Annotated in this window: 7 protein-coding genes; 2 read left to right on the top strand and 5 right to left on the bottom strand. The window is 72.7% G+C overall.

Annotation, left to right across the window (positions count from 1 at the left end; all coding sequences use genetic code 11):
* Window positions 1-40 precede the first annotated feature (40 nt).
* The 3 genes from C4V41_RS33075 to C4V41_RS33065 are packed head-to-tail and all read right to left on the bottom strand — an operon-like array spanning window position 41 to window position 4,785.
* Window positions 41-1,627 carry a PucR family transcriptional regulator gene (locus C4V41_RS33075; protein ID WP_103959954.1) on the bottom strand — a complete coding sequence of 529 codons (1,587 nt, stop codon included), beginning with the start codon at window positions 1,625-1,627 and terminating at the stop codon, window positions 41-43.
* A gap of 36 nt (window positions 1,628-1,663) precedes the next feature.
* Window positions 1,664-2,977 carry a serine hydrolase domain-containing protein gene (locus C4V41_RS33070; protein ID WP_235030513.1) on the bottom strand — a complete coding sequence of 438 codons (1,314 nt, stop codon included), beginning with the start codon at window positions 2,975-2,977 and terminating at the stop codon, window positions 1,664-1,666.
* Window positions 2,941-4,785, bottom strand: a complete 1,845-nt coding sequence (locus C4V41_RS33065; protein ID WP_146103882.1) for a S9 family peptidase — start codon at window positions 4,783-4,785, stop codon at window positions 2,941-2,943. The genes C4V41_RS33070 and C4V41_RS33065 overlap by 37 nt, the downstream gene beginning before the upstream one ends.
* A gap of 185 nt (window positions 4,786-4,970) precedes the next feature.
* Between C4V41_RS33065 and C4V41_RS33060 the strand changes: the two genes are divergently transcribed.
* Entirely contained in the window at window positions 4,971-6,266 is a 1,296-nt protein-coding gene (locus tag C4V41_RS33060) for a UDP-glucose dehydrogenase family protein (RefSeq protein WP_103959877.1), read from the top strand.
* Between the two features lie 320 nt (window positions 6,267-6,586).
* Window positions 6,587-7,759: an elongation factor Tu gene (gene tuf, locus C4V41_RS33055; RefSeq protein ID WP_103959876.1), complete on the top strand. Its 1,173-nt coding sequence runs from the start codon at window positions 6,587-6,589 to the stop codon at window positions 7,757-7,759.
* A gap of 314 nt (window positions 7,760-8,073) precedes the next feature.
* Here tuf and C4V41_RS33050 read toward each other — a convergent pair whose 3' ends face one another.
* Window positions 8,074-10,896, bottom strand: a complete 2,823-nt coding sequence (locus C4V41_RS33050) for a glycoside hydrolase family 2 TIM barrel-domain containing protein (protein ID WP_103959875.1) — start codon at window positions 10,894-10,896, stop codon at window positions 8,074-8,076.
* A gap of 78 nt (window positions 10,897-10,974) precedes the next feature.
* On the bottom strand, window positions 10,975-12,180 hold the full coding sequence (locus tag C4V41_RS33045; protein ID WP_235030512.1) for a M20 metallopeptidase family protein: 1,206 nt from the start codon (window positions 12,178-12,180) through the stop codon (window positions 10,975-10,977).
* Between the last annotated feature and the right edge of the window lie 59 nt (window positions 12,181-12,239).

Here is a 12,239-nt window from a genome sequence, read left to right as displayed (position 1 = left end):
TTCTTCGTGGCCGGTCACGAAAAAGCCGGGCCGCGTCGTGCTATCGCCCGAAGATCCGCATCTGCAGCATCACCGTGAGCCGGGCTTCTGGGTCCGCCAGGTCGAGGCCGCTGATCTCGACCAGGCGCTTGAGCCGGTAGCGGAAGGTGTTGGCGTGCACGTGCACGCGGGCGGCGGCCGTGTTGACGTCGCCGAACGCGTCCAGGTAGGCCCCCAGCGTGGCGGTCAGCTCGGTGCCGTGCTCGGCATCGTGGTCGAGCAGCCGCCGGTAGGGGCCGGTGGGTGTCTGGTCCTCGGTGGCGGCCACGTCGGCGACCTGGAGCAGCAGCGCCTCGAAGTGCACGTCCGCGTATCCGGCGGCCTGGCCGGTGGTGGCGCGGGTGCGCAGCACGCGCAGGGCCCGGTCGGCGTCGGCGCGGGACCTGGCGACCTGGGCGAGGCTGAGCGCGAGGCGGCCGACGCCGATGTTGGCGGCGTGCCGGGGCCCGACCCTGGCCAGGAAGCTCTCGGCCACGCGGACGGCCCGCGCCTCCTCGTCGCCGCCGGGCGCCAGGGGCAGCACCGCGTAGGCGACGGAGCCGATGAGCGCTGCCGCGGCCTTGGGGTGGATGGCGCCGACGTGCAGGGCGAAGGCGTCGCAGAAACGCTGGCGGTCGCTCTCGCCGCGCGCCGGGTCCGTACCGGCCGGGCCTGCGAGCTGGGCGGCGAGCACGCAGAGGCGGGCGGTCGCGATGCCGAGCCGGCCCGCGGCCTCGGCCGCGTCGGCGCCGCCCGCGAGGACGGTGGACAGCAGGTCGGCGCGGAGCCGCCGCTGGGTGTCCGCCCCGGCCCGCTCGCGCAGGAGCTGCAGCGCCACGATCTTGGCGGCGTCGGTGAGCGCGCGCTGGCGCTGCGGGCTGAGCGGCTCGTGCACGGCCGCCCAGATGGACCCGAGGATCTCGTCGCCGACCCGCACCGCGACCGCCACCCGGTCGATGAGGGTGTCGTCGTCGAGCTGGATGTAGACGGGCTCGTGGCCCTGGTAGAGCCGCTTGAACACGCCCTGCTCGTCGAGCTGGCGCAGGTAGCGGCCGGGCACCTGGCGGCCGAGCACGGTCTCGACGCGGCCCTGGTCGGCCTCGTCCTGCCGCCCGGAGAAGGCGAGCACCCGCGAGGAGCGGTCCTCGATCGTGACGGGCGCGTCCAGGAGCGCGCAGACCGCGTTGGCGAGGGAGAACAGGTCGCCGTGCGGCCCCTCCCCCGGCTCGTCCAGGTCGCCCTCGGCCAGCAGGGAGCGCAGCAGCGCCGCCACCTGCGCCCAGGAGGCCGCCCTGGTGAGGCCGAGCACGGCGACGCCGGTCTCCAGCACCGCCGCGCGTACGCGCTCGTCCACGTCGACCGGCAGCTTCACCACGACGCCCGCGGCGTGCGGCGCCCGCTCCAGCAGCGCGCAGATGTCGCCGGCGCCGTGCACGCCCACCGCGAGCAGGATCGCGCCCGCGGGGACGATCGGCTCGTCGAGGGGGTCGTGGATGTGGACGCCGGTCACCTCGGCGTCGAGGTCGCCCGGGGAGGCCGCCACGTCGAGCACGGTCGTGCCGAGATCGTGGAGGATCCGCCCGAGACTGGCGCGCGGGCGGTTCCTCATCTCGTCACGATAGTCCACGGCGTGCGGGGATCCACCTCAGCCGGTCTTCGGGGTGGCGCGGGCGCCCGCGTGCACGTACGGGGTGCCGTCGGCCAGCTCGTAGAACACCACGGACATCCACTCGGGCGCCTCGGGCTCCTTCGTGACGAACGTGGTCTCGTCGACCGCGACCAGCTTGGTCGCCTCCTGCGCCTCCTGCAGCGCCGCCAGGGCTCCCGTGGGCTCGAACCCCAGCCAGGGCTCCCCGTCGCGCATCGACACCGTGATCCGGGCGCCCGCCCGCTCGTAGACGCCCGCGTAGCGCTCGGCGTCCACCTCGACGGGCGTGGCGGGCGGGCCGAGCGTGGGCGGCACGGTGATGCCGTCGAGCTCGGTGAACAGCTCCGTGGCCACGGCGCGGGTGAAGGCGCCCGAGTGGCCGCCGTTGGCGGCGGCGCACACGATGGTGCCGGTGCCGGGCACGGCCCAGAGCATGGCGTGCTGGCCGATCGTGTTGCCGCCGTGGGAGATGACCCGCTGGCCGTCCCATTCGTCGAGGATCCAGCCGAGCCCCCACTGCCCGCCCAGCGTGTACGGGTTCGGGATGTCCACCTGCGGCTCCCACATCGCCCCCGGGTCGGCGAGCAGCCCGCCCTCCAGGTGCGCCCTGGCGAAGGCCACCACGTCGGCGGGGTTCGCGCAGATCAGCCCGGCCGGCCCCATGGACCGCATGAGCCCCCACTGCGGCGCGGGCCGGCCGTCCACGTGGCCGATCGCGGAGCGGAAGCGCAGCACGTCCTCGGGCAGGGTCCAGGTGTGCTCCAGGCCGAGGGGCCCGGCGATCTCCTCGCGCAGCACGTCGTCCCAGCGCTTGCCGGCCAGCCGCTCGATGATGCGGCCCGCGACGACGAACCCGGAGTTGCAGTAGGACTGGGTGGCGCCCAGCGGGTGGTTCTGGATCAGGTCGGCGCAGGCGGCGACGTACTTCTCCACGCAGTCGTCGCCGCGCCCGGTGTCGATGAACAGGTCGCCGTCGATGCCGCTGGTGTGGGAGAGGAGGTGCCGGACGGTGACGGTCTTGGTGACCTCGGCGTCGGCCACCTTGAACTCCGGCAGCACCTCCGCCACGGGGGTGTCGAGGGTGAGCCGGCCGCGCTCGATCTGGAGCATGAGCAGGGTCGCGGTCCACACCTTGGTGACCGAGCCGATCTGGTAGAGCGCGTCCGTGGTGGACTCGACGCCGGTGGCGGCGTTGAGGGTGCCGGCCGCTGATTCGTGCAGTTCTCCCTGGTGCAGGTACGCCACCGCCGCGCCGGGCACCTCGTACTCGGCGATCAGCTCGGGGAGCCGCTGATCCATTGCTCCAGCCACGCGATGATCCTTTCGTTGTAGTCGTACCGATGTGAGGGCCTGCCGTTCACGATGAACAGGTGGGCGGCGCCGGGGTAGCGCACCAGCCGGACCGGCACCCGCCGCTCGCGCAGCGCGGCGAACCACTGCTCGGCCTGCCCGACCGGGCACCGATCGTCGTTCTCGCCGTGCAGGAGGAGCGTGGGCGTGGTCACCCCGGCGACGTGGGTCATCGGGGACTGGGCGGCCAGGTCGCCCGCGCACTCGTGCGTCTTGAGCAGGTGGCCCATGTCGGAGGTGCCGGACATGCTGGTCAGGTCGCTGACGCAGCCGCCGGCGATCGCGGCCTTGAACCGGCCGGTTCCGGCGGTGAGCCAGCAGGTCATGTAGCCGCCGTAGCTGTAGCCGGTGACGGCCAGCCGCTCGGGGTCGGCGGTGCCGTCGGCGACCAGGGCGTCGACGGCGGCCAGGAAGTCCTGGGTGTCGGCGAGGCCCCAGGCGCCCACGGCGGCGGTGTAGAAGTCCTCGCCGTAGCCGTCGCTGGCGCGGGGGTTGAGCGCGAGCACGGTCCAGCCTTGGGCGGCCAGCGCCTGGTGGTAGAGGTGGAAGCCGTCCAGCACGGGGGCCCAGGCGTTGTGGGGGCCGCCGTGGACGTCCAGGAGCAGCGGGCCGGGGGTCTCGGCGGTCTCGTCGCGCAGCAGGAAGCCTTCGACCTCGGTGCCGTCGGGGGCGGTGAAGGTGCGGCTGATGGGCACGTACAGGTCGATGTCGCCGAGACCGTGGTCGGTGAGCCGCTCCCCGTCGAGGTGGACGTCTCCGGCGCTGTACGGGGTCGCGGCCACGTACGCGACGCGCCCGGCCGCCACGCTCACCCCCGACACGCTGACGTCCTCAGGGTTCTTTGGCACGAGCCTGTCGGCCGGGGCGCGGTAGAGGTGGGTACGGCCGCGGTCGCGGGCGCAGAACAGCAGATCGTCGCCGAGCAGCGCGGGCGCGGCCCCGGGGTAGCCCGGATGGCCGGTCATCACGTTGCGGTCGAGCCCCGTCTCCACCTCGGCCACGCCACCGGGTCCCAGGGTGAACAGGCGCACGTGCCCGACGGGCGTGCCCTTCAGCCCGGCGACGACCAGCCGCTCGCCGAGCCACCAGACCCCGGAGCAGATGATCTCCGGATCGGTCAGCCGCTCGGGCACACCACCGTCCACCTCGATGGAATGGACCGCGCCACCGATCTCCAGGTCACGGTCGCCCTCCATGTCGGCCACGAACGCCAGCCGCGTCCCGTCCGGCGCCCACGACGGCTCACCCGCGTGAAAGTCACCCTCCGTGACCTGCCGCGTCTCTCCTCCGGCCACGTCCACCACGAACAACTGCGTCGTGAGCCCGCGCAGCAACCCGCTCCCGTCGGCCTTGTACTCCAGCCGGTCGGCCACCACGGGCGCGTGCGGGTCAGGCTCGGGACCGGCGGGGCCGCTGTAGGCGATGCGGGTCCCGTCGGGCGACCATTGTGGCGCCCCGGCGCCGAGCGCCGCCGACGTCAGCGCGTACGGCTCCCCGCCGTCCATGGGCAGCAGGTGGATCTGCGGCTTGCCGTCGACCGGCCGCACGAAGGCCAGCGTACGGCCGTCGGGCGACCATCGGGCCGCGCTCCCCGTGGCCAGGCGGCGCGGCGGCGAGCCGGGGGCGGCCAGCCAGATCTCGGTGCGGTTCTCGTCGGTGTCGCGGTCGGGGGTGGTGAGCGTGTACGCGACCGCGCCCCCGTCGGGACGCAGCCGGGGGTCGGAGGGGACGGCGAAGCGGTAGAGGTCGTCCAGCGAGAGTCGCGGCATACCCGAACCGTAGGGCACCGCGGGGCGCCCATCTTCGGTCGTCCGGACGAACACCGCCGGGTTCGTTGTGCGCCCGGCCAAGGGCTCGCTGAAGGGATGGGCGCGGGGCGCGTTAAGGTTTCGGCAACGAACTTCCCGAGCGGCGGGTCCCCTTCGCGTGGGCCCGCGAGAATGGATGGTCAGCCATGGTTGGCACGCCGGTACGGCAGGTCGCCGTGTTCGGGGCCGGGTACATCGGTCTGGTGACCGGCGCCTGCCTCGCCGAGCTCGGGCACCGGGTGGTGATCCGGGACATCAACCCGGACAAGATCGAGCTGCTGCGGTCCGGCGACGTACCGATCTACGAGCCCGGCCTCGGCGACATGATCACCAGGAACAAGGAGCGCCTGACCTTCACCCTGGACCTCCAGGAGACGCTCGACGGCGCCGAGATCGCGTACGTCTGCGTGGACACCCCGCCGTCCGCCTCCGGCGACGCGGACCTGTCCCGGCTCTGGTCGGTGGTGCGCTCCCTGGAAGGTGCCACGCACCTGCGGGCGGTGGTGGTCAAGTCCACCGTGCCCGTCGGCACCGGCGCCCGGGTGCGGTCGGCGCTGGACGCGGCCGGCCTGGCCCATGTCGGGTACGCCGCCAACCCCGAGTTCACCGCCGAGGGGCGCGCGGTCAACGACTTCCTGCACCCCGACCGCATCGTCATCGGCTCGGCCGACGAGGCCACCGCCGCCCTGATCGCGGAGCTGCACGAGGGCGTGGACGGCCCTGTCGCCGTCATGGACGTCCGCTCGGCCGAAATGGTCAAGCTCGCCTCCAACGCCCTGCTCGCCACGAAGATCAGCTTCATCAACGAGATCGCCACGCTGTGCGAGAAGACCGGTGCCGACGTCGAGGAGGTCGCCCGCGCCGTCGGCCTCGACCACCGGCTCGGCCCCCACTTCCTGCGCCCCGGCATCGGGTGGGGCGGTTCCTGCTTCCCGAAGGACTCCGAGGCGCTGCGGCAACTGGCCAGCAACACCGGCTACCACCTGCAGCTCCTGTCCGCCGTGATCGAGGTCAACAACCTGCAGAAGCGGCGGGCGATCCAGAAGCTCAAGGACGAGCTCGGGACGCTGACGGGCATGCGGGTGGCGCTGCTCGGGCTGACGTTCAAACCCGGGACCGACGACATGCGGGAGGCGCCGAGCACGGTGCTGGCGGCCCGGCTGCTGGCGGAGGGCGCCGAGGTGAGCTGCTGGGACCCGATGGCACGCCCGGCCGACACCGAGCCCTGGACGTCGACCAGCCGGTACGAGCGGCCGGAGGAGGCGCTCGAAGGGGCGGACGCGGCGATCGTGGTCACGGAGTGGCCGCAGCTCAAGGAGGTGGACTGGGCTCGCGCGGCGGGGACGATGCGGCGCCCGGTGCTCTTCGACGGGCGGAACCTGCTGAATCCGGCGGAGATGCGGGCGCTGGGCTTCACGTACATGAGCGTCGGCCGCCCCTGACCCCGGCCGGGACCCACTGAACGAGACCCAGGCCGACCTCCCAGAGCGGCAGCCCAGACCGGTCAGGCGGCCTGGTGGCGAGGCGGTCTGGCAGGTGGCCGCGGAATAATCCGTTGCGAGGCGGCGCTGATGCCCGCACTATGTTCCTCATGTTCCCGCACGTCCACCACCCCGCGACGCCCGCCATGCCGGGCGCGCTCGGACGTGCCTGCGACGGCCTGGAGCGCTGACCTCTTCCCGTAAGTCCTGAAGTGACCCGGCGGGGGGAGGTAGACGACCCTGACGGGTCACGAACGCTTCAGGTTCTAGGGAAGGGAACCATGGCCAAGCAGGCCTACGTACGGAACAAGCCCCATCTCAACATCGGCACGATGGGCCACGTCGACCACGGCAAGACCACGCTGACCGCCGCCATCACGAAGGTGCTGGCCGAGCGGGGGCAGGCGACGTACACGCCGTTCGAGCGGATCGACCGTACCCCGGAGGAGGCCTCCAGGGGGATCACGATCAACATCTCGCACGTCGAGTACGAGACCGCCACCCGGCACTACGCCCACGTCGACATGCCGGGCCACGCCGACTACGTGAAGAACATGATCACGGGGGCGGCGCAGCTCGACGGTGCGATCCTCGTCGTGTCCGCGCACGACGGGATCATGCCGCAGACCAGGGAGCACGTCCTGCTCGCCAAGCGGGTCGGGGTCGAGCACCTGGTCGTGGCCGTCAACAAGGCCGACGGCGCCGACCCGGAGCTGATCGACCTGGTCGAGCTGGAGCTGCAGGACCTGCTGGCCGAGCACGGCTACCGTGACGTGCCGATGGTCCGGGTGTCCGGGCTGCGGGCGCTGGAGGGCGACCCGGTCTGGACGGCGTCGGTCGAGGCGCTGCTCCAGGCGGTGGACGAGCACATCCCCGTGCCCGTGCGGTACGTGGACGCGCCGTTCCTCATGCCGGTCGAGAACGTGCTGACGGTCACCGGCCGCGGCACGGTCGTCACGGGCGCCATCGAGCGCGGCACGGTGCGCGTCGGCGACTCGGTCGAGGCCGCCGGGTTCGGTGAAGGGTTCGCCGCCGTCGTGACGGGCGTGGAGACGTTCGGCAAGACGATGGAGCGGGGCGAGGCCGGGGACAACGCGGCCGTGCTGCTGCGCGGGGTACGCCGCGAGCAGGTGCGGCGTGGCATGGTCCTGGCCGAGCCGGGCAGCCAGCGGGCCCACCGGTCGTTCACCGCCCGGATCTACCTCCTCACCCCGGAGGAGGGCGGACGCCGCCGTCCGATCGGGTCGGGGTACCGGCCGCAGTTCTACCTGCGGACGACCGACGTGCCGGGTGAGCTGACGCTGCCCGGCTCGGAGGTGGCGCGGCCGGGTGACACGGTCGAGGTGTCGGTCGAGCTGGGCAAGGGCGTCGCCCTCGAGCCCGGCCTCGGCTTCGCCATCCGCGAGGGCGGCCTGACGGTCGGCGCCGGCACGATCCTCACCGTCCCGGCCTGACCCACGGGCGCCCATCCCCGGCCAGGGGGCTGGGCGCCCGACCGACAACCGAGCGACCGGACCAACGATCCGGTGTTCAGCCCCATGAACCCAACAACCGGACCAACGATCCGGCACCCGACCCAAGACCGGGTTACCGGCCCGAAGGTCGGGTGACGGGTCCCAGGATCGGGTGACCGGCTCAATCCGAGCCGGGGATCCCGTGGCCGGTCTGGGGACCGGGAGTCCGGCCCCCGAAGAACGGGTGGCCGGACTCTGAAGACCCGGGTGGCCGGTCCAAGGGCCGAGCCGGGGTTCGTGGTCGTGGAGGCCGGTCAGGACGGGTCGAAGCGGAGGCGGAGGGTGGCTCTGCGGGCCAGCAGTTCGTACGCCGGCAAAGTGCCCGGTCCGCACGTGGCCGTGCCGATGCCCTGGTGGGCCAGGTCCAGGTGGAGGTGCAGGCGGTCACCCGCCACCAGGTCCGGGCGGTGCTGGGCGGCGGCCAGGTCGTCGGTGCTCCACCTTCGCGCCGTCAGCCCGAACGTGGGATCTCCCGACACCCGGAAGCCCCCGAGCTCCGCCCACCGCACGTCGGCGCGGTGGCCGTTCTCCTGGGGATACACGTACGGCGTCTGCAGGTCCTCGACCGAGGAGGACCAGCGGCCCACCCGGGCGGCCATGCCGGTGTCCGGATAGACCTCCCCCGGCCCCAGCCCGAACCAGGTGACCTGGTCGACCAGGCCGCCCGGCAGCGACATCGTGACGCCGAGCCGCGGGATCGGGATCCGCCAGTCACCGTCCGGCTCCAGGTCCAGGACGAGCCGCAGTCCTCCGTCGAACGTCCACCGGTACGTCGCCCACATCCCGACGTCCGTGGCCGCCGGAGCGACCCGGGTCCTGATGGTCAGCGAGTCACCAGACGAGACTTCGGGTGAGGCGCTGACCGGCACGCCCCGCGAGTCGCCGAACGCGATGTCGTCCACCCGGTGGGTGAGCCGGTGCAGGCCCAAGTCGCGCCATTTGCCCTCAAGCCCGCCATACCGGTCGTTGTCGGTGGGTGCGCGCCACAGATCCAGTCGCGGCCCCTCCACCTCGGCCCCGAACAGCCGCACGAGCCGCCCGGTCGCCGCGTCGAACGCGCAGCCGCCGACCGTCAGTTCGGCGCCGTCGCGGACGAACGCCGCCGCGACGTCCCGCGGCCGCGGCTCGGGCCGGGCCAGGAGCGCCTGGCCCCAGGCGACCTCGTGCCCGGCCTCGGCCCACGGCTGGTCGGCGGCCAGGACGGCGCGTACGGTCAGCCACCGCTCACCGCCCGCCCCGCCGGTCACGTCGGGCAGTTTGCACTCGCCGCCACCCGCCGGCACCTCCAGGCGGTGTTCGGCGATCGGCTCGCCCTCCACCTGCACCGAGGCGACGAACTCCAGGTGCGACAGGTCCGTGAAGCCGTAGCCGTTGACGACCCGCACGACCCCGTCGCCGAACTCGAACCTGACCGGCTCGAACACCTTCTTCAGGTCGTGCAGCCCGGGCGACGGCGTCCGGTCGGGGAACACGAGCCCGTCGATCACGAAGTTGGAGTCGTGGACGGGCTCGCCGTAGTCGCCACCGTAGGCGTACTCGTACGAGGGGTGCGCCAGCCCGTGGTCGATCCACTCCCAGATGAACCCGCCCGCCAGCCGCGGATAACGCTCGAACAGCTCCTGGTACTCGGCCAGCCCGCCGGGCCCGTTGCCCATGGCGTGGGCGTACTCGCACTGCATGAACGGCATCGCCCGCCGCCGCGCGTCCAGTTCGGGGTCGTCGAGCGGGACCTCTTCGCGCCGGCCGATGGCCTCGACCTCGGCGTGGGAGGCGTACATGCGCGAGTAGACGTCGGTGTGCGCGCACGACCGGTCGCCCTCGTAGTGCAGCGGCCTGGACGGGTCGCGCTCACGCGTCCAGTCGGCCATGACGGCGAGGTTGCGGCCCACGCCGGCCTCGTTGCCGAGCGACCACATGATGACGCTGGGGTGGTTCTTGTCACGTTCGACCATGCGGCGCATGCGGTCGAGCAGCGCGTCGGCGTAGCGGGGGTCGTCGGTGGGGTTGCCGCGCCAGCCGACCTCGCCGAAGCCGTGGGTTTCGAGGTCGCACTCGTCGATCACCCACAGGCCCAGCTCGTCGCACAGGTGCAGGAAGTCGGGGTGCGGCGGGTAGTGGCTGGTCCTGACCGCGTTGACGTTGTGCCGCTTCATGAGCAGCACGTCCTCGCGCATCGTCTCGTACGGCACCGTACGGCCGTGCTCCGGGTGGAACTCGTGCCGGTTGACGCCCTTGAACAGCAGCGGCCGGCCGTTGGCCAGGAGCACGCCGTCCACGATGGAGATCGTGCGGAAGCCGACGCGCAGGCGTACGGTCTCCTCCGGGCCGGTCACCACGGCGTCGTAGAGGCGCGGCGTCTCAGCCGTCCACGGCTCCACGTCCACGGTCACCTCGGCCCCCGGTTCGAGGCCGTCGATGCCGAGTTCAGGCACGCTCAGCGTGCCGGCGCCCTCGAAGCCGATCGTGCCACGCCCGTCCTCATAGGAGGCGCGCACCCACACGTCGGCCGTGGAGCGGGTGAGCGTGACGTCGCGGAAGATGCCGGGCATCCACCACATGTCCTGGTCCTCCAGGTACGTGGCGGCCGACCACTGGTGCACCCGTACGGCGAGCACGTTGCGGCCCGGCCTCAGGTGCGGCCCGGCGTCGTACTCGACAGGCAGCCTGCTGCCGGTCGAGAAGCCCAGTTCGTGGCCGTTGAGCCAGACCCGGGCGAAGGACTCGGCGCCCTCGAACCGCAGCCGCCCGCCCGTCCAGCCCTCGGGCAGGTCGAACGCGCGGCGGTAGTCGCCGGTCGGGTTCTCGCCGGGCACGCGCGGCGGGTCGATGGGGATGGGATAGGCGACGTTCGTGTACGCGGGCGCGCCATGGCCGTGCAGCACCCAGTGGGACGGGACGGGAAGGTCGTCCCAGCCCGCGTCGTCGTAGTCGGGCCCGGCGAAGTCGTCGGAGACGTTCGCGGTGGGCGAGAGTCGGAAGCGCCACGTCCCGTTGAGGTCGAGCGCGGGGGCGTCGGAGCGAAGTGCCGCCCTGGGTTCGAGTCGCCCCGAACCGGCGGTGAAAGTTTCGAGATCCATCAACCGCCGAGCCTAGAGGTTCGAGGCGATTTCGTCATCGATGAGTCCGGTGTCCAATAACGACCGGGGTACGGCTGCTCACCTGTTCCGGGAGGAGGCGCCGGTGGACGTCATGCCGGCGGTGTCCGGGGCCGCGGCGAGATAGCCGGCCAGCAGGGACTCGGCGACCGCCCCCACGCTGGCGTCGTCGGGCAGGAACTCGGGGCTGTGCAGCCCGGCCTTCGTGTTCACGCCCACGAACATCATCAGCGACGGCGCCACGTCCACGTACCGGGCGAAGTCGTCGGCCCCGCACGAGCGCAGCTCCTCGTTCACCGTCCACCCCTGCTCCCGCAGCCGCTCCCCCGCCCGTACGGCCAGCGCCGGGTCGTTGGTGAGGATCGGCTCCCCGGGCAGGATCTCCACCTCGGCCACGCACCCGCACGCCTTCGCGGTGTCCTCGATCACCTGCGTGAACCGGGCGTGCAGCCGCTCGCGCCAGCCCGCCGACAGGGTGCGCAGCGTGCCCCTGGCGACGGCCTCGCCCGGGACGGCGTTGGGCGTGGTGCCCGCGTTGACGGTGCCGAACGTGACCACCGTCGGCGCCATGGGGTCGGCGGCCCGGCTGACGAGTTGCTGGGCGGCCACGATGACCTGCGCCATGGCGTAGACGGGGTCGCGGGTGAGATGCGGGTACGCGGCATGCCCCTCGGCCCCCCTGACGGTCACCCGGAACTCGTCGGAGGAGGCGTTCACCGGGCCCGGCGTGCAGGCCACGACCCCCTCCTTCAGCACCGGCTGGACGTGCGCGCCGATCATGGCCCGTACGTGGTGCCGCTCCAGCGCCCCGGAGAGCACGACGTCGAGCGCCCCGGAGGGGAAGGTCTCCTCGCGCGGCTGCAGCACGACCACGAGCGGCGCCCCGCCGTCGCAGGCGGCCAGGGCGCGGGTCAGGGCGATCACGGCGGCGAGGTGCACGTCGTGACCGCAGGCGTGCATCGCGCCGTTGACGGAGGCCCACGGCACTCCGGTGCGTTCGATGATCGGCAGGGCGTCCAGCTCGCCGCGTACGGCCACCGCGGGCCCCGGCCCGCCAATCCTGACGATCGCGCCGGTGCCCGCCACGGTTTCGACCGTTCCGCCGGGCAGCGCGTCGAGCACCCGGTCGAGCGTCGGCCCCTCTTGCCCCGATACGTGCGGCGTGGTGTGCAGTTCCCGCCGTAGCGCCACGGCGGCGGGCAACTCCCGCCGCAGCGCCCCTCTCAGCTCCGCCCCCATGCTCAGACGACGACCGTTCGCACTCACTTGCCGCGATCTCCCTTTCTCATCCCCCGGCCCGAAGGCCACAGACCTCATTCCACGGC

Source organism: Nonomuraea solani (assembly GCF_900108335.1).
Lineage (GTDB): Bacteria > Actinomycetota > Actinomycetes > Streptosporangiales > Streptosporangiaceae > Nonomuraea > Nonomuraea solani.
Note: the sequence above shows the minus strand (reverse complement) of the source record. Positions and strands in the feature narration are given on the sequence as shown.